We start from the raw sequence: 21783 nt of genomic DNA on the forward strand, positions 1-21783 counted from the left end.
AAACTCCCGGAGGGAGTTTTCAATTGCAGCATAGCAGCGGGTTTAGCTAAAGCCCGCTTCGGGATGAAGTTTGTTGCCGCTCGCGGCTAGATTGGTATAGAAGCAGTACGTGCCTCTTCCCCTTGTTTTGGCCTCATACATCGCTTGGTCGGCGCATTGGAGCAATTTTGTCCCATCCATGGTGTCATCCGGATAGACCGCGATGCCGATGCTGGCTGATACTTGAATTCGTTTGCCGTCTACAATATCAAGCTGGCGAATCGCGCCGATGAGATCCAGAGCCAGCTCTTCCGGCTTCGTGTCGCCCACTGCTTCATCCACCAAGACGACAAACTCATCGCCTGCCCAGCGGGCACAGGTGCCGTAGCCCCCCATGCCGTTTTTCAAAATAATCGCTACTTCCTGCAGCAGCCGGTCGCCCATCTCATGCCCCAGTGTGTCGTTGACCCGCTTGAAGCCATCGAGGTCCATGAAGAAGACGGCAAACGAACTCCCTGCCTCCGATGCTCTTCGCATGGCAATGCGAAGCCGCTCATCAATGTATCTGCGATTCGGCAGTCCGGTCAGATCGTCGTAATGCGCTTTGCGCTCTTCATCCGTTCGGTCGCCGAACGTGAACAGATGGCCATGCAGCAGACCGCCATCCTTGCTTATGATCGGGCTGACATAGCATTCGTAATGCCGCATTTCGCCGCCTTCCTTATGAAAGGCAACACGTTCCCGGAACGGCTGCAGCCGTTGTTCAAAATATTGCTTTATCTGGTCGCCGAGGCTGCCATAATCGGCCCGCATCTCTTTGCAGTAGATCGCCAGCGACTGTCCGACGGAGAGCTCCCGTCCGAACATCGTTTTAAACCGGCGATTGACGAAGACGACACGTCCATCGCTGTCGCACATCGCAATCGATTCGTGGCTGGATTCCAGCATCCGTTCGATGATTTTGTTCTGCTCGGCGATGGTTTGCTCACCTAGGCGGCTCTTCGCGAAGAGGGTTTTGTAGCGGCTCTCGCTGTCCGTTACTTGCGTATAGAGCTCGGTCATTTTGTAATACATCTTGGTAAACTCGTAGATCATACCCGCTAATACGATATTGGCGCAGATGAAGGTGTCCAGCTTGGAGACGTACCAGCCTACGCTGAATCGATTGCCGCCGCTCATATTGATGCCCACATCCAGCACGGTTGCAAGGAGCGCTACGCATAGCCAAGAGGAGGTTACGGTGCTCCCTCTGGTCATGTAATAGTAGAGGGCCAGCGCAAGCAAGCTGATCAACAGCGTAGACAGGCCAAATCCGTACATGGCGAGCGGCGTGATGCGGCCATGATCCATTAGAACGGGCAGCTTGTCGTGCAGCGCCAGCGACACATAGCCAATCACCGCTACCGCAATTAGCACAGTTGCCCCGGTTTGCATCGTCATCAGTCGCGCGGTTTGATCGCGAAGGCGAACCTGCTTGTACTTCACCTCGACAGCCATATGAAGCAGGATCGCGATGGGAAAGCCCAGATGCCAGAAGGCATAAATATATTCGGCAGACTGGTTGCCTCCGAAGAGGAACATCGGCTCCGGGCCATGCCCCATTCCCGGCTGAGGACCGGGACCGTTAGGGCCGGGACCGAAACCATTCGGGGGCACGATACCCGGAAAAGAGAACAAATAAAGTATCGACATGCAGGCCGAGTAGAAGTACCCTCCTGCCAATATGAGAATGGATGGGGAACGGCTGACTTTGAACTGGCTGTACAGGACGAACACGGTGATGAGTTCGAAGCAGATAACCGCCGAGCATAATGCGGACAAGAAAACGTTATTATTGGGTACCAGGATGTGCGCAAACGGTATGGAAGCAAGCGAGGCAAGCGCTATGATCGCGCCAACGATAAAAGCAAATCGGCGCTGTGAAGGGTTGGACTCTAACGTAAATAACGTATAAGCGAGCGTGCCTGACGATGCTGTTTTCTTCATGTCGACCTCCACAATAAATCTGTGGTGACATCATTCGACATCCCACCCAGGAAACCCTCTTTATGGCAGATCGCGGCAGGGCGAGGCGTGCAGTCCACCCTCACACGCCTTAGAAAATGCTATTAGAGGTATCTTCGCTTATGAAGTTAGGTATTAGCTAAATTAGTCACTTTTAGCGGAATAGCCGCTAACACCTCATAAACAAACGAAAAACCCCGGCGCCGACTCATTGGAGTCGATACCAGGGTTTACTCAATTGCACATTGCATGTAATAATATAACACTAACGTTAACGTTATATTTTGAGCCAAAAAAAAGGACATCCCATCAGCAAGTAATTAATGAGCTTCTGCCTCATCCACATGCTTCAAATGTTTGCGGTTCAGCCAGATGACGATAACCGCCAGCACGACGAACCCGCCGCCAATGTAGAATGGCGCGTGGAAATCAAACCACTCCGCGAATTTAACCGCATAGTAAGGTGCAAGCGCACCGCCGATGAAACGCAGGAAGCTGTAAGCAGCCGATGCTGTCGGACGCTCAACCGGAGCGGCGTTCATTACCGCAGTTGTAATAAGCGTATTATTGTTGCCCAGGAAGGCGCCGGCCAAGATAACCATGCAGATTACGACTGTTTTATCCGTTGTCCAATACCCCATCACAAACAAGGTAGCCGCGAACAGCAGCAATTGCACACACATCGATTTCACGGTACCGTACCGCTGCTGCAATTTTGGAGCCGTAACAACCGAAGTAAATGCCAGCAGCAATCCCCATCCGAGGAACACGTAACCAAGGCCGTGTACATCAACGTGATGCAGGTGACCAAGCACAAGTGCCGCATAGACAAGCAAGGTGAAGAATCCGAAGTTATAAAGGGCAGCCGAGATGCCAAAGACCAGAAGCGCGCGATGCTTGAGTGCACGGAAAGGATCCAGCAACGAAGCTTTTTTCTTGATCGGTGTCACAACGGCAGACGACTTGGCCGCCTTCGGCATCATGAACAGGATGAGACAGAATGCCAGAACCATCAGACCGGCAACGCCGTAGAAAGGACTCCGCCACGAAATCGCGCCCAGCTCTCCGCCAAGCAGAGGGCCAACGGAAATACCCAATCCGACCGCTACCTCGAACAAAATGATCGATTTCCCGACACCAACGCGGGATAACGAAACGATGGCGGATAACGCAGTGGCGACGAAGAATGCATTCCCGAGTCCCCATCCGGCGCGAAGCCATACGATTTCCATTACATCGCCTGCACTACCCGCAAGCGCAGAGAACACTGCGATTAGTACGATACCGGCAAGCAGCATTCGCTTAATGCCAAGACGGGAGGAGATGACGCCCGTAATCAGCATGGCGACGGCCATGACCGCGTTATAGCTCGTGAACAGCAAGGTCAGCTGACTGTCAGAGGCATGCAGCTGATCCTTCATCATCGGCAGAATCGGATCGACCAGACCCAATCCCATAAAAGCGATAATACTTGCAAAAGCGATTGCCCACACGGCAATCGGCTGGTTAAACATGGAGTTACTCTTCGGTGCACTCGGCTGCAAAGGGGCTTGCGGCGCAGCTTTACGTGCTGTATTAGGTGTTGACACTTTTACTCCTTCTTTCTACGTAGTCATTTGATCAAGCGCGACATTGACGCGTTTCTTGAGCACTTCAATTTCCTTGCGGAATTCCTTCATTTTCTCCAGCTTGTGATCGATCATCAGCAGCTGCTTATCGATCATCCGTCCTGCCTCTTCAAGCTGATTGCGCTTCTGCTCCACTTCCTCGGCTTTCCTGTAAGCATCGCCGTGCTGGACGAGCTCCTCGCGCAAAGCGACAAAATCAATTATTTCCTGCAGGGAGAAGCCGAGTACATCTCTTGCATTGATGATCTGCTTTAGCCGTTCGATGTGCATGCGCGCATACAAACGCGTCCCGCCTTCCGTCCGCTCTGGGGGCGGCAGCACGCCGATCTCCTCGTAATACCGTATCGTACGTTTCGTCAGGCCGCTCTCTTTGGCAACATCATCAATCTTATAACGCTCTCCCATCTGTATTCCTCCTCTCTTTCGTCAAAACAAGTGGTTCATTTGATTTCATCTTACTCCTCCTATAACGTTAACGTCAACGTTAGATTTTGTCATCGTGCAGATTCCTTCTCACTAGTATAACGTTACCTCTTGTTTCGTATGTAAAAAGGCCCGTTCACAGCACCAATCCGTCGCTGCAAACAAGCCTTTATAATTATTGAGCAAGCTTCCCGCTCCACGCGCCAAGTCCGCCCTGCAAATGAGCGATTTGCGAGTAGCCCCCGCGCGTCAGCTGCCTTGCCGCTGTTTTGCTGCGCATGCCGCTTCGGCAGTACAGCAGAAGCTTCTTATCTTTCGGCAGCTCGCCAAGCAGCGATCCAAACTGAGACAGCCGATTCCGCGCTCCCGGAATGTAGCCGCTCTACAACAAATAATAGATTCAGCGCGATATCCATCTTCGCTAACCCCCGCTCTTATTCTCCCGTCAGCTCGCCCGTCCAGCCCAATAGACCGCCTGACATATTCACGACCGAGAACCCTCTCTCGCCAAGCAGTTCGCAGGCCAGCCCGCTTCTACCGCCGGCCCTGCACATCACGATGATCTCACGCGCATCGTCCAGTTCATCCAACCGTTCAATCAGCTGTCCGAGCGGAATGTGGACGGCGCCCGCCAGATGACCGGCCGCCCACTCGGCAGGCTCGCGGACATCCAGCATATATAGACTTTCACCGGAAGCGAGGCGCTTCTCTACCTCCTGCGGTGTCATTTCTTTCGCCGCTTGAAATCCCATTGCACATATATCCTCCCTTAACGATCAGGCTAGTATACCCCTATGGGTATGTATTTTAGACAACTCTACCATCACTGTCAACGCACATCACGCGGAATTCCGCTTCCAAGATTAACGAGCCCACCTGTAAGAGAATCTGAATCAGGAACCACGCGCTGGGCAACAATACCATTGAAGTTCACATTTACCTGCGAAGGAGCTTGGCACTTGGAAAAGGATACCGATCAAACGCTCACGACCCGTCAGGGCCATCCTGTAACGGATAATCAAAATATACGAACGGTTGGCAGCCGTGGACCGAGCACGCTGGAGAACTATCATTTTATCGAGAAAATCACTCACTTTGACCGGGAACGCATCCCCGAGCGCGTCGTTCATGCCCGCGGCGCCGGCGCTCACGGCATCTTCGAGGCTTACGGCAAAGCCGGCGATGAACCGGTCTCGAAGTATACGCGCGCCAAGCTGCTGCAAGAGGCCGGCAAGCAGACACCGGTATTCGTGCGATTCTCCACCGTCATTCATGGCAACCATTCACCGGAGACGCTTCGCGATCCTCGCGGCTTCGCAGTCAAGTTCTACACCGAGGACGGCAATTGGGACATGGTCGGCAACAACCTGAAGATATTCTTCATCCGCGATCCGCTGAAATTCCCGGATATGGTGCATGCGTTCAAGCCGGACCCGCTCACGAACGTGCAGGATATGCAGCGCTTCTTCGACTTTGTCTCGCTCACGCCGGAAGCGACGCATATGATTACGTTCCTATTCTCCCCTTGGGGCATTCCCGCTAACTATAGGCAAATGCAGGGCTCCGGTGTTAATACATACAAATGGGTCAATCAAGACGGCGAAGCGATGCTCGTCAAATATCACTGGGAGCCGATCAAGCAAGGGATCAAGAACCTGCTGCAGCGGGAAGCCAACGAGATCCAGGGGCTTAATTTCAACCATGCCACGCTTGATTTGTACCAAGCGATAGAAGCCGGGGACTATCCCGAGTGGGAGCTGTGCGTGCAGCTGATGACGGATGACGAGCATCCGGAGCTGGATTTCGACCCGCTTGATCCGACGAAGCTGTGGCCGCCGGAGCAGTTCCCTTTCCTGCCCGTTGGCAAAATGGCGCTGAACCGCAACCCCGAGGACTATTTCACCGAAGTGGAGCAAGCGGCATTCGGTACCGGCGTGCTTGTGGACGGTCTGGACTTCTCCGACGACAAGCTGCTGCAGGGCCGAACGTTCTCCTACTCCGATACGCAGCGTCACCGGGTGGGAACCAACTACTTACAGCTGCCGGTTAATGCACCTCAGACGCATGTCGCGACCAATCAGAGCGGAGGGCAAATGCAGTACCGTCCCGACCGTTCCGCCGGGCAAAACCCGCATGTGAACTACGAGCCATCGTCCATGGGCGGATTGCAGGAAGCAGCCCGCAGCGGCAAAGACCATGAGCCGCATTACGACGCGAAGCTGACTCGGCAGAAGCTCGAGCGGACCAACGACTTCAAACAAGCCGGCGATACGTTCCGCGCCTTCGAGAGCTGGGAGCAGGACGAGCTGATCGACAATCTGGTCGGTGCGCTATCGATATGCAAAGAAGATATCCGATCGCGGATGATCGGTTATTTCACTGAGGCGGACGCCAGCTACGGGCAGCGCGTCGCAGAAGGGCTGAAGCAATCCGATGGCCGCAACATTGCAAGCGGGCAGTCACGGCCTGAGCAGGCGGTCGAACAAGCGAAGCAAATGGGACACGAAGTGGACCCTTATTAAACGATAAAAAGCCGCAAGCGATGCTTGCGGCTTTATTTTTTATAAGTGCATTATTCGTCTTTATCCGGCAGTTGACTAACGTAGCTGTCTGATAACGTCAGCAGCTTCAGCGTGCGATTGTATTGATCCTCGGTAGCACCCTCGCCATGCTCTTGCTCCCCGTCATCCCGAATCGAGTAATTCGTGCCATCGGCATAATCAATGCCCGGCAAGTACATATCCTCATCCGTAATGACGGAGCCTGATGGCAAGAAATGACGCATCGGCAGCATATTGGAGCTCTGATTCAACAAATCTTGGCCAAAATAAATCTGATTGCTAAGCGATACGCCCAGTAAATTCGCAGCCGTCGGCAGAATATCGATCTGACCGCCGGTTTGTTCCCGCACGGAAGGCGCAGTCACGCCGGGAGCATGTAGAATAAGCGGGATACGGAACATGTCGGTATACCCATACTCATGTCCGATCATGCCAGCCACCAAGCTCTTCTCGTTGCGGTCAAGCGAGTACAAGGACAACCCTTGATGGTCGCCGTAGAACAGAATGACACTGTCATCCCATAACCCGCGCTGCTTTAAATCATCGATGAACTGTCCGAGCGCGTAATCGGCATAGTTCTGGGCATGAATATAGTTACCGACGATGGTGTCGTCGAACTCTTCCGGCAGCGTCATTTTATACTTGGATTCCGGAAGATTGAACGGATGATGGGCGCTCATCGAGATCACTTGCGCATAGAAAGGCTGTTCGCTCTCGTCCAGCTTCACCAATTCATCAATCGTCTTGTTGTAGAGCACTTCATCCGATGAACCAAATGCAATATGATCTTCGTCGCCGAAGAAGGATTTGTCATAGTAACGATCCCAGCCGATCGCTTTGTACAGCTCCGTCCGGTTCCAGAACGATACATCGTTCGTATGGAACGTCGCGGTCGTGTACCCATTCGCGTGAAGCAGCTTCGGCAAGCTCGGCAGCGCCTTATCCACGTTGTGGTCAGTCGCCGCATCGTGCTGAGGCACATAAAGCGATGTATTCACCACATACTCGGCATCCGAGGTAGTTCCTTGACCAACCATGGTGTAGAAATGATCAAAGTGCATGTTCTCCTGCGCAAGCTTGTTGATGTTCGGCGTTACTTCTTGACCGTCAATCTTGAGTCCGATCAAGAAATCCTGGAAGGATTCCATCTGCACGATAATAAGGTTCTTTCCTTTATTCGCTCCAAAATTTTGCGGCTGTGGCAGCGGCTGCACCGTACCTTTCAGCTCATCAATCGCGCTCTGCGTAATTTCCGCCATCGGCACCATTTCGTCGTCTTTACGGCTATCGGCAAAAATCGTGTAGATCTCGTAGTTGAGCAGACCCATCTCTTCGGCCTGCTTATTCTCATTCATGCTGGCACGGTTCGGCCAAATATTCAGCAAACAGAGCAGCGAAGACACGATGAACATGATGGTGATGCCTGTTTTCTTCACAGGTCTCATGCTGACGCGATGCTGAATATGTTTGTGCTTCGGTCTCCAAAAGATGAACGCCAGCACAACGATATCCAAGAAGATGAACAAGTAATAGGGATCAAGGAGCGAGTAGGTGCTTTCTCCAACCTTCGTTACTTTATCGGCTTGGGCAAGCGCGTGATAGGTGACGATAATGCCATAATATTTGTAATACATGAGTACGGTAAAATAGAGCAGCGTAAGCAATAAATTGACGATCATATAGTACAGCATCTTCCGTTTGCCCGCTAACCATTCGATTAGACAGAACACCACCCAGAAGAACGGAATTTCCGTTACGAGCGTCATCCAGGACGGCCCTTCGTCAAATACAACCGACCAGGCCAGAATACCCTTCACCAAGAGAATAATAGTAAAGTAAAAAAATCTGCGATTAAGCAGTCTCATTAGAAGAGACACTTTTAACAACTCCTTCCCCGGCAGCAAGCGACTGCTCTTGCACCGGACGTTCCTTGTAGTTATACCTGCTAGTTAAGCAAATTGTTTTCCGCCAATCCGACCACATGCGCGAGTTCGAACAGATGCAAACTAGGCGGCTTCGGAAGCACGCCGCAAATCGTCGCCATCATGCCCGGCGCAAGCCCCCGTCCAAAGGCGCGGAGCACCTCCTGCTTGCGGAAAATCGCTTGAAAATGACGCCTGCTCTCGAATTGCCCGACATGAATCGCCAATCGATTATCGCGGCTGACCAATAAATTCGTCGAGATATAACCAGGCTGCTTGCGTACATAAGGCATCGTGCGCTCGAAATTCCGAATCATGACTTCGCGTTTGCCGGGAGCGAGCTGTACGATATTTAAGAAATACAAACGTTCTGTCCCTTGTCCTTCCTCCACCTTAGAAGAAAGCGGAGCTGCAATATGATCGCTGTATTCTACCGTATACCGATTCGGACCTGAAGCTTCCCCCGCTTGTGCATCGACAAGCGCAAGTGAAACAACATGTTTCCCCCGAGTACCTCGCAGAACAGCGCCGCTCTGTACAGCTCCGTCTTGCCATACCCGTTCCATCGCCGAGATAGCATGGTTCACTTGTTTCAGCTGCTTGTGCCGGCCAGCAACTTGAAACACCTTAAGCCGAACCAGTGTGCCAACCTTCATATCCTGCATAGACAACAAACCCTCTGCAGTTAACATGGGCGATAATGAATGTCCTCTATGGTTTAACGCTAAAAACTCCGATTGCGTTTCATTTTCCATCATTGCAGCGTTCCTTTCACGTTTTTGCATGTGAAATTTATTACGTACTGTAGTATAGTTGTATCATGCAACTATGTCTATTCGTAATTATACAAGGTATTTAGTAGCTGTCAATCGGTCTATCTCTTCCACTTGCACGGCTTAAATTGAAGCGATATGCTGGACTAAATACGATTCATAAACCAAAGAAACGGTGAACCCAACATGAACATAGATCCAGATAATCTGCATCGAATCGAGCATGAAATGGCTATTTTTATTCGCAGAGCCGAAGCTGCCCGTATCGCTTATTTTAATAATACCGGGCTTGATCGCTCTACTTATTTATTGCTAAGGCGGTTGTTTGACCATGGACCGCTTGGTATAAAGGCGCTTGCCGATACCTTTCAATTAGATATTTCGACAGCCAGCCGGCAAACCGCCTCGCTCGAAGCGAAGGGGTATGTGGAGCGCACCGTGGATCCGAAGGATGCCCGGGTCAGCCTGCTCCAAGTCACCTCCTCGGGCAGCGAGATGCTGCTTAAAGTAAGGCAGCTGCGCCAAACCTTCTTCACCGATGTGCTGAAAGATTGGACAGAGGAAGAATCCACCCTGTTCGGAGAGCTGCTTCAAAGGTTCAATGAGACGGTGGAGGATCATTTGAACTGCAATAAATGCGTGTAGAGGAGAGGATTCCGTCTATGAAGGATAATACGAAACGGTTCTCAGATCGCGTGGAGCAATACGTGAAGTATCGACCCAGCTATCCGTCTGCGGCTTTGGATTTCATCTATCATGAGGCGGCTCTGGGTCCGGCTTCCGTAATCGCCGACATTGGAGCAGGTACGGGGATTTTCACCCGACTTCTGCTTGAGCGGGGCAGCACTGTAGTGGGGGTGGAGCCCAATACCGAGATGCGGTTAGCGGCAGAGGCTCAGCTTGGCGGTTACGATCGCTATCGTTCCGTTGACGGTTCGGCGGAAGCGACGAAGCTCAGCGATGGCTCGGTGGATTGCATCGTATCGGCGCAGGCCTTTCATTGGTTCGAGCCGGAATCGACAAGGCTTGAATTTCGCCGCATTCTGCGCGCTGACGGCAACGTGGCACTGATCTGGAACACGCGCCTGATCGATGATCCTTTTGGAGCTGAATATGATCAACTTCTCTTACACTACGCACCGGATTATAAAGATGTGAACCATAGACGTCTTCAACACGAGGACTTCGCCTCATTCTTCCGGGATGGCAGCTATAAGAAAGCGGAGTTTGCGAATGAGCAGCTGTTTGATCTGGAGGCCCTTAAAGGGCGGACCCTCTCCTCCTCTTATGTCCCGCTTCCGGGTTCGCCTAGCTACGAGCCTTATATGGAGGCGCTGGAACTATTGTTCAACAAGCATCAACAGGATTGCATCGTCGGCTTCCAGTATAGAACGGATATTTATTTCGGTTCGGTATAACGGCTGCTTCTCATAGGGGTCGACATTCAGGAGCTGCTGCGGCGGCTCTTTGTTTTTTCGGTTGGGATCTATGCTATAATTCCTATATCATTTTCATAATAGAGGAGTTACGTCACCATGAGCACACTTGTGATTGTCGCACACCCTAATATGCAAGAATCCCGCGTCAACCGGATGTGGAAAGAACGTCTGGAGCAAGAGCCCGGTATTACCGTACATGACTTATATCAAACGTATCCGAATGAAGTGATCGATGTCGAGAAGGAACAGCGGCTTCTGCTGCAGCATGACCGAGTCGTGTTCCAATTCCCGTTTCACTGGTACAGCACACCTTCCCTGCTTAAGAAATGGCAGGACCAAGTATACACCTATGGCTTCGGCTATGGGACAGGCAATCAACTAAAGGGCAAAGAGTATGTGCTCGCTATTTCCGTTGGACGGGCTGAAGAATCCTATCGTCCGGACGGCGAGAGCCTCTACACGATGGAGCAGCTTCTGCTGCCTTTGCAAGCCACGGTCCTGCTGACCGAAATGAAGTATGTACCGCCGTTTATGGTGTTTCACGCGCCGCGCTTGACCGATGAAGAGGTCGCCCAAAGCGCGGACAAGCTGGCTGCCTATTTGACAGCGCCTATCGGCGCTTACGCTGCTCGCTAATTCATAGGGGTGAACCGAAAAAGCTGAACCGGAGATGATCCCGGTCCAGCTTTTTTTTGTCGGCGGTTGGTGGATGGCAGCATGTTCGATCTACAAGTACACCTTACCCTCGTATGTTGGGAAAAACCTCTAACGAATTGTAGAGGCCTTATTTGCCATAAAATAGCCCTTTTTCAGTTCTAACGAATCGTGGGGGCCTTATTTCAGCAAAATGGAGCGAAAAAAGACATCTTAACACGAAATAAGGCCTGTAGGATTCGTTAGATTTTCAAACTCGCTCATTTGGTTAAAATAAGTCCTCTGAGATTTGTTAGAGCATACCACGAAGTGGCGAAGAGCGAATTAGGTGGTCGGGATTGGGGTAGCGACGGCGCCTGCCTGCTACACCTGCCTTTAACTATACCGCTGCGAGAAATGAACGCCGCCGAACAGATCCTGGAGCAGCCATGTCGCCGCACCGGCGAGGATTTGATGCTGCTCGACGCTCTTGAATACGAAACGCGAGCTCCCTGTCTCCGTGGGGAACGGGAACACGTCGAGGCGCCGCTTCACTTCCTGCATGAAGGCGTCCGAACGGCTCGGCCAGCCGCCGATAATTAGCATTTCCGGACTCATGAAATTATAAATCGTCGCCATCAGCTGGCTCATGACCTGCGCGGCTTGCTGCATCATCGGCTGCAGCCACTCCACGCCTTGCTCGTACATTGCGAGTACCTCCTCGAAATGCTGCGGGACATCGGCACCGACGGCATTGGAACCTGCACCACCCGCTGCTTCCCTCGCCGCAATCTGAGCACGCTGCAGCATATAAGGCACGGTCAGCACGGTTTCAATGCAGCCCCGATTGCCGCATTGGCACAGCATGCCGTTGCCTGCATCCACGATCGTATGGCCGATTTCGCCCGCGGCACCATTGGACCCGGCATAAATCTGCTCATTAATGATAATGCCGGCACCCAGACCTTCCTCCACCGACACGTAGATGACATTGCGATACGCGGCATTCAGACCGTAATAATATTCCGCGAAGACCGATGCGTTCATATCATTGACCACTTCAATGACACAATCATAAGCAGCAGCCAGATGGGCTTTCACCGCAAACTCGCTTAGCTGCAAGCCGCGCGAAAGCTTAATGGTGCCGCTCTGCTCGTCGATAATACCGGGTGACACAATGCTGATGCCCTTAATCCGTGCCAGCTCGGCGATGCCGGCCTGCTTCATCATGCGCGGGATTGCCTCGCTCAGATAATGCCCTACAGCATCATTACCTTGGACGCCGGGCACCACGTCAACATGAACGATCTCGCCGTGAAAATTCACCAGCGCGCATGTAAATGCCTGATTGCCAAGGCCGATCACGATGACATATCCTTTGCTTCGCGTAATTTCGAGCTGCACCGCTTTGCGTCCGACGGTGGTCGTATCCGTTTTCCCCAGCTCGTCAATGAATCCTTCTCGAATCAATTCATCGACCTGCGAAGATACGGTTGTCGGTGTCAAATGGGCGAGCTTCGCGATCTCCACGCGGGTTAACGTCCCTTTCCGATGAAATAAACGCAGAATCGCGGCGCGATTCATCTCCTTCATCGTCTGGAGGTCTCCTTTGATCGGCTTCATGACGGCTGCTCCTTCTTTCCATGTCATAATCTTAAGCTCCCAGCATAATTGCCGGATCCTGATATAAAGGAATGCGAATCGTGACCGAGGTTCCAATCCCCGGACGGCTGTAGAGCGAAACGCCGTACGCATCGCCGAATTGCAGCTTTATTCGCGAATCGACATTGCGGATGCCATAACCAACCTGCACGCCGCGCGGGTTCATGATCTGCTCCAGCAGATCCCGCCGGATACCGACGCCATCGTCAATGATCCGAAACGCAATATGCTGCTCTTCCTTCTGCGCCGTAATCCGAATGTTAATTTGATCGCCATACCAGGCATGCTTCAGCGTGTTCTCGATAAAAGGCTGCAAGATGAGTTTAACGGTCGTATACGACAACACTTCCGGGTCAATCTCGTAATAGACTCGCAGTCGATTCTCGTATTTGGCCTGCTGCAGCTCGGTATACACTTTACAGTGCTCGACCTCATTTGTAATGGAGGTAAGAATACGCCCGTCGTTCAGCGACAAACGATAAAACTTTGCAAGTCCAAACACCGTCTTCTGCAGCTTATCGTTCTGCCCGAATTTAGCCAGTCGGCTGATAGATGAGAGCGTATTATATAAGAAATGCGGATTGATTTGGGTCTGGAGAAATTCCAGCTCCGCTTCCTTCTTCTGCAGATTGGCGACGTACAGGTTCTGAATCATCTCTTCCATATTCCGGCCCATATTGTTAAACGCATCGCCGATCTGGGCGAATTCGTCGCGGCTCCTGAAATGAATGCGTTTGGAGAAATCCCCTTCGCGGAACGAGTCGATAGCCGCGATAATTTTGGTCATTTTGCGGATAAAATATCGCGAGAACAGCGCACTGATGAGAATAAGAACGGCCACCACCATAATGCACATCATGATATACACATTCCGGACGGAGACTGCATTCTCCTTCAGATAACTGCGGGGAATATAGGCGGACAGCTTCCAGTTCAGTCCGGCAATCGGCTTCGTTATAACGAAATAATCGCTTCCGGCCGCCTCACTATCCCAAGTTGCTGCAAGCGAGGACGGCGCGGAGGTAAATAGCTTATTCCCGTCCCAATCGCTTACGACCAGGACGCTCTTATCCGTAATTTTGCGATAATCGACAGCCTGAAGCAGATCGCTGATCTTCGTAACAATCCGCATAAATCCGAACTGCTTGCTGCCATCATCGAAATTAATCAATCGGCGCATAAGCGAGATGTTGCCAAAACGCGCATCGTTATCCACCTGCCGCCAGACGAAGGTTTGCCCATAGATCTCTTGCGGGAAGTCGAGCTGTTTATACCATTCCTGTATTCTCAAACGATCCATATGCATAATTTCAAAATCGCGCCCTGTAGACAGCGGATCAACCTCGCTGCCTCTAGCGAAGAAAACCTCGGGCACGGTCGGATTATCGGTATAAATATCGAGCCACACATTGCTGACCATCGAGCTGAGCATATTCGTCAGCTTCGGCTGCAAGTAGCGTGACATATTTTCATAGCTATAGTAGCCTTCCTCGTACTTACTCAAATTATTTTGCATCGTCTGGTCCAGATACAGCTCGTCCGAGATATGCTTGATATCTTCCATCCGATAGGCGATATTGTCATGAATTTGGCTCAGTGTGCCGCTTACGGCCGCGCTGGTCTGCTCCTCGCCTGAATGAACGGAAGACGTATACGCATAGTAGCCGATCGCCAGAACAGGCGTGAGCAGCAGAATTAAATAAGAGAGAAACAGCTTCTTCCCGACGGAAAGGTATTTCGAATGATGCGCGGCTGGCCCCATGTGAGTCACTCATCCTTGTTTTCGATAATCGCTTGGCGTCAATCCGAATTGATCCTTGAACTGGCGGTTAAAGCTGCTCAGCTTCTTATAGCCCAGGCGGTTAGCCACCTCGTATACCTTCGTGCTCGGCACTTGAAGCAGCACGCTTGCCCGCTCCATCCGCTTCGCAATGACAAAATCGCTGAAATTCAGCCCCGCTTCCTCTTTGAACATATACCCTAAGTAATTCGGCGAGAAAGAGAAATAGTTCGCGACATCCTTAAGCGTCAGCTCTTCCTCGACATGGTCCATGATGTACTTCTCTACTTCCTCGATCAGCTTGCGGTTCTTCTTCTGTTTGCGCTGATAGAGACTCTCGGAGAGCTGGAACAGCCGGCTTCTGAGCCACCACTGAATATCCTCCACCGTCTCGAATTGAAAGACGATATCGAGCTTATCGAAGCTAAGACCAAGAATCTGATACAAGTCCTCATTGACGGTGCGCAGTCGAAAATCAAGCTGGGAAATGACATGGAGCAAATACACGTATACCGCATGCTTATCGTCGAAAGTCTTGACCAAGGCGCACAGATCCTCGACGCATTCGTCAATTCGCACCAGCTGATATTGAATTAAGGCGGTAAAGAGCGAATCCAGCACTTCGCTGAGCTGCTTTGCCTTTAAGCCGGTTTGGGGTTTAATGTCGGAGAATGGAATGACCTTGCCTTTGCCATAAAACATTTTGTTCGCGATCGCGTCCTTCGCGCACAGGTACGATTCCGGAAGCTGATGGAGCTCGTTTACCAGCGTGCCGAGACCTGCCGTCACCGACCAGGCCAGCTTCGAGCTGACTGCATGCACGACAAGCTTCAGCTGCTCCAGCGGCTGCGCGCCTTCCAGAATGACGACCATACGTTTCTCATCGGTTTTGCAGAAATAAGGCAGACTCTCCGCCAGAAGCAGCTCTGCCAGTTGCTGTAGCTGCTTATCGAAGGCGGTGCTTTGCTTCTCCACGCCTGCCGCTCGCAGCTTCCAGTGCATATCGTCCATCTCAATAATGCCGACGGACAAGCCGGCTGACGGCGTTAGCCCGGTACGCGCATATTGTCCGCTGAGCAGCTGATTAACCGCCTCGCTCTTCTGCCACTCGGAACGGGTCGTCTCGCTGTCGAGCTCGGCTTTGACTCCTTGCAGCACCTCGAACAATTCATCGTCATTGACCGGCTTCAGCACATAGCCGGCCGCGCTAAGCGAGATTGCCTGCTTCGCATAATGGAATTCGGAATAGCCGCTCACAAAGACGACGCGAAGCTGCGGCCTTTGCTCCATGATCTGCCTAACCATTTCGAGCCCCGACATAATGGGCATGTTGATATCGGTTACAAGAATATCTACCTTGTTGTTCTTCATATAATCAAGCGCGCTAAAGCTGTTATTGATAGCGGCGACGACATTCATACCAAGCTTGTCCCAGTCGATATGCTGCTGCAGTCCGATCAAATCCATCGTTTCATCATCTACAACCAGAACACTGTACATGTCATCACCTCCAAATAATGCCAAGAAAAGGTATACTTAGTATACCTTCTCTTGGCATAGATACCTATGATTAATTATTGTGCATTGATCCGTTTCAGGTTGTCCTGCCACTTCGTTGTTTTGAAGGTAAGCAGCTTGTCATAACCCGCGGAATTTGCTTCTTCGCTCGCCGTATTCAGCATCGCTTCCACTTCCGCATCATCCTTCGCGAAGATCGCCTTGGCAAATACCCGTGTGAAGATATCACTGATGCGCTGTGCAATAACGCCTTCTTCCGAAGTCGGAGCCGGATCCATGTTGGCAAATTGCGTGATGTTGTAGGCTGTTTTCCAAGCTACCGCATTTTGCGCGATCGTTGCCCACTCTTGCTGATCAGCCGGCAGCGACAATTCATGCTTCGACTTCGCTTGATCGATGAACGTTGTGTTCCCTGCCCAGTTGAAGGAATCCATCGTGGACATCATTTTGCTCAAGCCTTCTTTATCCGTAGCGTATTTATCCGTAAATTTCGGAGCATCCGTGTCATCGGCGCCATCCCAGTACAGACCGGGAGGACCCCAGAAGCCAACGCGTTGTCCTTCGGGACCTGTCAGCCAATCCAGGTAAGCGAAGATGCCTTCCGGATCTTTAGCCGATGTGGTGATCATGTTGACGTTCCAGCCAAGCGAATCATATTGCGTTGCGAAAATCTTATTCTTATCCAATCCGCCCTTCTGCAGCGGCCAAATCATCGTGTATCCGGCGCTCGGGTCAGCAGCCTTCAGGGCAACCGTACCTCTTGCACCCAGGTCTGTTACGTTATAAGCAGCGGCTACGGCAACCTTGCCGGTCGTTACTTTCTCGCGTACTTGCTCGATTTTCTGAGTCAAAGCATCTTGTGTCACAAGCTTCTCGCGGAAGAGCTTGCTTGCGTATTGCAGCGTTTCTTTAAAGGTTGGATCGGTGAAGATGGACTCCAGCTTGTCGCCGTTAGGCACTGCCATTTGGCTGACGAATTGCACCGGGTGGTCTTCCGCAAAACCGGAGTACAGCTCATAGATCCCTTGTGCTCCGATACTCGTTTCAAACGGGATTACCTTCGGATATTTCTCTTTCACCAGTTTCAAGTAAGCGTACAGATCATCGAATGTTTCAAGCTTTGGCGAGCCCAGCTCTGTGTAGATCTTAGTATTCACGATGTATCCGCCGTTACCGCGTGCGGAATTGGCATACCAGTTCGGGAATACATACAGGTGGCCGTCTTCTGCCTTCAGCATGTTTAGCGTGGCATTGCCCGCCCATTTCTTCAGGTTCGGGTATTTATCTACGTATTGATCCAGCGCAACCAGCTTGCCTGCCGCTCTGAGTTTCTCGACATTCGCGTCGCGCTCACCCCAGATGACGTCAGGCAGTTCATCGGATGCAATCATGGCGTTAAGCTTTACTTCCGGCGAGCTGCCTGCTTGCACGGCCGTTACTGTTACCTTCTTATTATCTTGAATCCACTTCGTGCCGGGATCGGCTCCCCACGGGTTCTGTGTGTACCAGTCATAGTTGCCATAGAAGCTGAAGGAAACAGGGGTTACGCCAAACTCAAATGCAGGTGCGGCTTCAGGTGTATTCGTCGTTGCTTCTGCCTGATTATTCGTGTTTGTTGTTGCAGCTGCAGCATCGTTCTTATTGTTCGTTTCTGACTTTGATGCGCATCCTGCCATTAACATGGATGTACTAAGCAGCATAACTCCAAGCGATGCGGCGATTCTTTTTCTCTTCATCGATAACCCTCCATGTACTTGTTATATTAAGCTATTTCGCATAAAACCGCTGTAACAAATCTCACTTTACCTCGCTGCCTAACCGGGCTAGCCGCCGCTGGTTATCCTTTCAACGAACCGACAAGCACGCCTTTGACAAAATACTTCTGTACGAACGGATACGTAAACATGATCGGCAGTACCGCTACAATCATGGTGGCCATGGATAACGACTTCGTTGTAATCGACTGCATCGCCGTTATGCGGTCTTGTGCAGCTGAATTCAAGTTGAGCAGCTCCGTCGTCATAATGTTGGAGTTGAGAATTTGCTGGAGCAGCGCCTGTATGGGCAGCAGCTCGGTCTTCGTGATGTACAGGCCGGCATAGAACCAGTCGTTCCAGAGCGAGACGGCCGTAAACAAGGAGAGCGTCGCGATGATGGGACCGGATAATGGGAGTACAATTCGGAATAAGACGCCGAAGTTGCTGCACCCGTCGATACGGGCCGATTCCTCTAACCCGTCCGGCAAATCTTTGAAGAAGGAGATAAAGACGATCATATTCCAAACATTTATGATGCCCGGGATAACGAGCACCCAGAAGGAATCCAGTAAGTGCATGTTGCGGATAAGCATGTACGTTGGAATCAGTCCGCCGCTGAAGTACATCGTGAATACACAGAAGAGCATATATGCTTTGCGGCCAATCAGGTTCTTCCGCGACATTCCGAAGGAGAAGATGGCCGTGCACAGAATAGCGACAAAGGTACCTATCAGCGTCCGCATCACAGAGATGTAGAAGGCATCCAGCAGGCGGCCATCTTGGAAGACGATCGAGTAGTTCTGCAGGGTAAAGCTCCGAGGCCAGAAAGTGATGCCTCCTAGCTCCGTGTCGGAGCCCAGATTGAACGAGATGACAATGGAGTTCCAGAAGGGATAGAAGCAGACAAAAGCCAGGACGATCAACAGGGTATAGACGAGTGCGTGAAAGACTTTATCTCCGGTACTGCGTTTCATAGCCAGCTGCCTCCTCTCGGTAGCGTGATGATTACCATAGGCTTGAGCCCTTCCTTCTGGCAATTGCGTTGGCCGCGATGAGCAAGCCAAGGTTGATGACGGACTTGAGCAAGCCTACCGCCGTAGCGTAAGAGTATCTGGAGTTCTTGAACCCGACGCGGTACACATAGGTATCGACGACGTTCGCTACTTCTGCCAATGTAGGGCTAATGGCTAGCAGCAATATATCTTCAAAGCCGGCATTGAGGATGTTCCCGACCGCCAAGATCATGAAAATAATGATGATAGGTCGAATGCTCGGCAGCGTGACCAGAAACACTTGCTTGAACCGGCTTGCGCCGTCCATAGCGGCTGCTTCATAGAGTGTCGGATCTACGCCGGCAATTGCGGCCAAGTAAACGATGGATGCAAATCCGATTTCTTTCCACACATTCGCGCTGATTAAGATGGTCCAGAAATATTCCGGCAGCGAGAGGAAATTGATTGGCTCGTCGATCAGGTTCAGCTTCTCAAGCGCCATATTCAAGCTTCCGTTATCGACGGCCAGCATAGAGCTGACGAAGCCCGCTACGATAACCCATGAGAAGAAATGCGGCAGGTAGCTGATCGTTTGCACGATTCGTTTGAAGTACATATTCTTCACTTCATTCAGCATGAGCGCCAATATAATCGGTGCCGGGAAGCAGAAGAGCAGCTTCAGCACGCTGATCCAGATCGTATTGGAGAGTACTTCGCCGAACTCAGGGGATTCGAAGAAGATGCGGAAGTGCTTGAAGCCAACCCAAGGACTAGCGAAGAAACCTTTGAACATGTCGTAATCCTGGAAAGCCGTTAACAAGCCATAGAGCGGAATGTAGCTGAATACGAATAGGAACAGCAGTCCCGGGATGACCATGATCTGCAAATCCCACTGGCGGCTAAACAGGACCAGCTTGCTCTTGCGCGGCCGCTCTGCGCTTACACTCGGTTGTGCGGCGAAGCGGCTGATATTCGGATTCTCTGTCGACGAATTACTCTGCACCGGAATCACCTTCTATCTCGTTTCTCTTATATCTTCATGATAAAGTGATTCGATGCCGCGAAATACTCCCTTCATCAACGAAAAGAGTCTGCGATTCAACGCCTTTTTATATTTCATTAATCCAGTGGACTAATAAATGTTTTCTGCGTATGGAGCTCGACAAATGCCCGCATACTGATATCCGAAGTCGAGCAAATTGACACGACGCTGCTGCTTGCCGGAAGCTCGGCTACATCGTAAGGGTTTCTAAGAATGAGACACAAATGCGGCTTTGATGCCGCACAAGGCTCTGCCAGCTTCAGCTGTTCCTTAAACATATGGGCGTTAATGGTGCATTGGATGACAACATCCACGGTGGGCAGTAATTCCAGGATTCCGGCTATTTCGTCCGCGGTTGGCTGCTGTGAAATATAGGCCGTGACCATGTTGTAGCCTTGTTCCGCCAAGCCGCTTGCCAGTGCTATCTCTTTGCCCTCGGTGCTGTCCGCTTGCGTCAGTTTGCGCTGCCTTGGCACGATGAGCAGATAAGTAGGCTTGAGCGACAGTGGAAGCAGTCCTGCAGGATCTCTCGTTGTGACGATGGAGGCCGTTGCGATATGCAATGAAGTCATTTCAGCTTCCTGCATGGTAAGCGGAACCGCATGGCGCTTGTAAGATGCGATTCGCAGCTTAAGCGCGAGAATTCGGCTTACGGAAGCATCAATTTGACGCATCGGTATCTCGCCCTGTTCTACCGCCGCAATAATGCCCGCCATGACGCGATCTTGAAATGCAGGGGTGTGGCACATCAGAATTTGATCGTTGCCGGCTTGCACGGCAAGCACGCCTGCTTGCTCTGGGCTAAAGTATAGTCCAATGGCATGCATTTCAATGTCGTCTGTGCAAATGACGCCTTGATAACCAAGCTCGCCTCGAAGCAGCTCCGCGACAAAATATCGGGACAGCGAAGCCGGCAGCCCGCCCGCCTCCGCTATTTGATCAAACACCACATGCGCCACCATAATCGCATCCACATCCGCCTCAATCGCTGCCTTGAATGGAACAAGCGCCTCGCGGTGCAGCTGCTCCAGTGTCAGGCCGCATGTAGGCAGCGCTTTATGGGAATCGACCGCAACATCGCCATGGCCGGGAAAATGTTTGGCTGTAGCAGCTACGCCCGAGCGGTGCATCCCCAAGATAAAGGCCTGCCCATAGGCAGCTGCAATTGCGGCATTCTCATGGAAGGACCGGACGCCAATGACCGGATTAAGCGAGTTTGTGTTCACATCGAGAACCGGAGCCCAGTCCATGCCAATGCCGAGGCGGAACAGCTGACTGCCAATTACTTTACCTGTCAGATAAGCAAGACCCGCATCCTCCGCTAATCCAATCGCCCGATTACCCGGCACCGAAACGTAGAAATCGGTCAGGTTGGACAGGCTCCCGCCCTCTTCGTCGATCGACAGCAATGCCGGATACGGCAGGCCGTTCTTCGCTGATGCTGTTTGAATATCCGTCACAAGCTGCTTAAGCTGCGGCTCAGAGCAGATATTGTGCGGGAACAGGCCAAGCCCGCCCACCTCGGTTTCGCCGATTCTTTCTCGATCCTGTCCGGTTACCTGCTGTCCCGGTATGCCTGTTACGCACATCAGAGCAACTTTCTGCTTCAAACTGAGTTTCTCCAGCATCGTTTGCACTTTCTCCTCATTGAATACGATCATTTGGATCTG

At 51.6% G+C, this 21783-nt stretch carries 18 protein-coding genes; 4 read left to right on the top strand and 14 right to left on the bottom strand.

Annotation, left to right across the window (positions count from 1 at the left end; genetic code table 11):
* Window positions 1-42: 42 nt before the first annotated feature.
* The 5 genes from AC50Y3_RS14830 to AC50Y3_RS14850 all read right to left on the bottom strand — a co-directional run bounded on the left by AC50Y3_RS14830 (window position 43) and on the right by AC50Y3_RS14850 (window position 4786).
* Window positions 43-1965, bottom strand: a complete 1923-nt coding sequence (locus AC50Y3_RS14830; protein ID WP_494819492.1) for a diguanylate cyclase domain-containing protein — start codon at window positions 1963-1965, stop codon at window positions 43-45.
* Between the two features lie 338 nt (window positions 1966-2303).
* Window positions 2304-3497 carry an MFS transporter gene (locus AC50Y3_RS14835; RefSeq protein WP_494819640.1) on the bottom strand — a complete coding sequence of 398 codons (1194 nt, stop codon included), beginning with the start codon at window positions 3495-3497 and terminating at the stop codon, window positions 2304-2306.
* Between the two features lie 90 nt (window positions 3498-3587).
* A complete protein-coding gene (locus tag AC50Y3_RS14840) occupies window positions 3588-4016 on the bottom strand; it encodes a MerR family transcriptional regulator (protein ID WP_494819493.1) in 429 nt (142 codons plus the stop codon).
* 193 nt (window positions 4017-4209) lie between these two features.
* Complete coding sequence (locus tag AC50Y3_RS14845) at window positions 4210-4407, bottom strand: rhodanese-like domain-containing protein (RefSeq protein ID WP_494819641.1); 198 nt, start codon at window positions 4405-4407, stop codon at window positions 4210-4212.
* Window positions 4408-4468: 61 nt separating this feature from the next.
* Window positions 4469-4786, bottom strand: a complete 318-nt coding sequence (locus tag AC50Y3_RS14850) for a rhodanese-like domain-containing protein (RefSeq protein ID WP_494819494.1) — start codon at window positions 4784-4786, stop codon at window positions 4469-4471.
* A 48-nt stretch (window positions 4787-4834) separates the two neighbouring features.
* Between AC50Y3_RS14850 and AC50Y3_RS14855 the strand changes: the two genes are divergently transcribed.
* The gene (locus tag AC50Y3_RS14855) at window positions 4835-6556 is read left to right on the top strand and encodes a catalase (protein ID WP_494819495.1); all 1722 of its coding nucleotides are present in this window, start codon (window positions 4835-4837) and stop codon (window positions 6554-6556) included.
* Between the two features lie 50 nt (window positions 6557-6606).
* Here the strand turns inward: AC50Y3_RS14855 and AC50Y3_RS14860 are convergent, their stop codons facing one another.
* Together AC50Y3_RS14860 and AC50Y3_RS14865 are read right to left on the bottom strand one after the other, a co-directional pair.
* Window positions 6607-8472: an LTA synthase family protein gene (locus AC50Y3_RS14860; RefSeq protein WP_494819496.1), complete on the bottom strand. Its 1866-nt coding sequence runs from the start codon at window positions 8470-8472 to the stop codon at window positions 6607-6609.
* A 68-nt stretch (window positions 8473-8540) separates the two neighbouring features.
* The gene (locus AC50Y3_RS14865; RefSeq protein WP_494819497.1) at window positions 8541-9182 is read right to left on the bottom strand and encodes an antibiotic biosynthesis monooxygenase family protein; all 642 of its coding nucleotides are present in this window, start codon (window positions 9180-9182) and stop codon (window positions 8541-8543) included.
* A 294-nt stretch (window positions 9183-9476) separates the two neighbouring features.
* Here AC50Y3_RS14865 and AC50Y3_RS14870 point away from each other — a divergent pair, with 294 nt between their 5' ends.
* The 3 genes from AC50Y3_RS14870 (at window position 9477) to AC50Y3_RS14880 (ending at window position 11365) form a co-directional block, all read left to right on the top strand.
* Window positions 9477-9935, top strand: coding sequence for a MarR family winged helix-turn-helix transcriptional regulator (locus tag AC50Y3_RS14870; protein WP_494819498.1), 459 nt, complete (start codon window positions 9477-9479; stop codon window positions 9933-9935).
* Between the two features lie 17 nt (window positions 9936-9952).
* Window positions 9953-10708: a class I SAM-dependent methyltransferase gene (locus tag AC50Y3_RS14875; protein ID WP_494819499.1), complete on the top strand. Its 756-nt coding sequence runs from the start codon at window positions 9953-9955 to the stop codon at window positions 10706-10708.
* A 117-nt stretch (window positions 10709-10825) separates the two neighbouring features.
* Window positions 10826-11365: an NAD(P)H-dependent oxidoreductase gene (locus AC50Y3_RS14880; RefSeq protein ID WP_494819500.1), complete on the top strand. Its 540-nt coding sequence runs from the start codon at window positions 10826-10828 to the stop codon at window positions 11363-11365.
* 393 nt (window positions 11366-11758) lie between these two features.
* Here AC50Y3_RS14880 and AC50Y3_RS14885 read toward each other — a convergent pair whose 3' ends face one another.
* The 7 genes from AC50Y3_RS14885 to nagZ form a co-directional block, all read right to left on the bottom strand.
* Window positions 11759-13012, bottom strand: a complete 1254-nt coding sequence (locus AC50Y3_RS14885) for an ROK family transcriptional regulator (protein WP_494819501.1) — start codon at window positions 13010-13012, stop codon at window positions 11759-11761.
* Window positions 13013-13016: 4 nt separating this feature from the next.
* Window positions 13017-14786 carry a sensor histidine kinase gene (locus tag AC50Y3_RS14890; RefSeq protein ID WP_494819502.1) on the bottom strand — a complete coding sequence of 590 codons (1770 nt, stop codon included), beginning with the start codon at window positions 14784-14786 and terminating at the stop codon, window positions 13017-13019.
* A gap of 9 nt (window positions 14787-14795) precedes the next feature.
* Entirely contained in the window at window positions 14796-16304 is a 1509-nt protein-coding gene (locus AC50Y3_RS14895; protein ID WP_494819503.1) for a response regulator, read from the bottom strand.
* A gap of 74 nt (window positions 16305-16378) precedes the next feature.
* A complete protein-coding gene (locus AC50Y3_RS14900; RefSeq protein WP_494819504.1) occupies window positions 16379-18058 on the bottom strand; it encodes a type 2 periplasmic-binding domain-containing protein in 1680 nt (559 codons plus the stop codon).
* Window positions 18059-18159: 101 nt separating this feature from the next.
* Window positions 18160-19053 (bottom strand): carbohydrate ABC transporter permease, encoded by an 894-nt coding sequence (locus AC50Y3_RS14905; protein ID WP_494819505.1) that lies wholly within the window; start codon window positions 19051-19053, stop codon window positions 18160-18162.
* A gap of 31 nt (window positions 19054-19084) precedes the next feature.
* Window positions 19085-19948, bottom strand: coding sequence for an ABC transporter permease (locus tag AC50Y3_RS14910; protein WP_494819642.1), 864 nt, complete (start codon window positions 19946-19948; stop codon window positions 19085-19087).
* Window positions 19949-20190: 242 nt separating this feature from the next.
* Window positions 20191-21774 carry a beta-N-acetylhexosaminidase gene (gene nagZ, locus AC50Y3_RS14915; RefSeq protein ID WP_494819506.1) on the bottom strand — a complete coding sequence of 528 codons (1584 nt, stop codon included), beginning with the start codon at window positions 21772-21774 and terminating at the stop codon, window positions 20191-20193.
* Window positions 21775-21783: the final 9 nt, after the last annotated feature.

Source organism: Paenibacillus sp. J22R98, from assembly GCF_059383835.1.

Coding starts and splice junctions, on each gene's coding strand:
- AC50Y3_RS14830 (WP_494819492.1), bottom strand. CDS start 1,965: ATGAAGAAAACAGCATCGTCAGGCACGCTCGCTTATACGTTATTTACG.
- AC50Y3_RS14835 (WP_494819640.1), bottom strand. CDS start 3,497: ATGTTTAACCAGCCGATTGCCGTGTGGGCAATCGCTTTTGCAAGTATT.
- AC50Y3_RS14840 (WP_494819493.1), bottom strand. CDS start 4,016: ATGGGAGAGCGTTATAAGATTGATGATGTTGCCAAAGAGAGCGGCCTG.
- AC50Y3_RS14850 (WP_494819494.1), bottom strand. CDS start 4,786: ATGGGATTTCAAGCGGCGAAAGAAATGACACCGCAGGAGGTAGAGAAG.
- AC50Y3_RS14855 (WP_494819495.1), top strand. CDS start 4,835: ATGTATTTTAGACAACTCTACCATCACTGTCAACGCACATCACGCGGA.
- AC50Y3_RS14865 (WP_494819497.1), bottom strand. CDS start 9,182: ATGCAGGATATGAAGGTTGGCACACTGGTTCGGCTTAAGGTGTTTCAA.
- AC50Y3_RS14870 (WP_494819498.1), top strand. CDS start 9,477: ATGAACATAGATCCAGATAATCTGCATCGAATCGAGCATGAAATGGCT.
- AC50Y3_RS14875 (WP_494819499.1), top strand. CDS start 9,953: ATGAAGGATAATACGAAACGGTTCTCAGATCGCGTGGAGCAATACGTG.
- AC50Y3_RS14880 (WP_494819500.1), top strand. CDS start 10,826: ATGAGCACACTTGTGATTGTCGCACACCCTAATATGCAAGAATCCCGC.
- AC50Y3_RS14885 (WP_494819501.1), bottom strand. CDS start 13,012: ATGACATGGAAAGAAGGAGCAGCCGTCATGAAGCCGATCAAAGGAGAC.
- AC50Y3_RS14890 (WP_494819502.1), bottom strand. CDS start 14,786: ATGGGGCCAGCCGCGCATCATTCGAAATACCTTTCCGTCGGGAAGAAG.
- AC50Y3_RS14895 (WP_494819503.1), bottom strand. CDS start 16,304: ATGTACAGTGTTCTGGTTGTAGATGATGAAACGATGGATTTGATCGGA.
- AC50Y3_RS14900 (WP_494819504.1), bottom strand. CDS start 18,058: ATGAAGAGAAAAAGAATCGCCGCATCGCTTGGAGTTATGCTGCTTAGT.
- AC50Y3_RS14905 (WP_494819505.1), bottom strand. CDS start 19,053: ATGAAACGCAGTACCGGAGATAAAGTCTTTCACGCACTCGTCTATACC.
- AC50Y3_RS14910 (WP_494819642.1), bottom strand. CDS start 19,948: ATGGTCATCCCGGGACTGCTGTTCCTATTCGTATTCAGCTACATTCCG.
- nagZ (WP_494819506.1), bottom strand. CDS start 21,774: ATGATCGTATTCAATGAGGAGAAAGTGCAAACGATGCTGGAGAAACTC.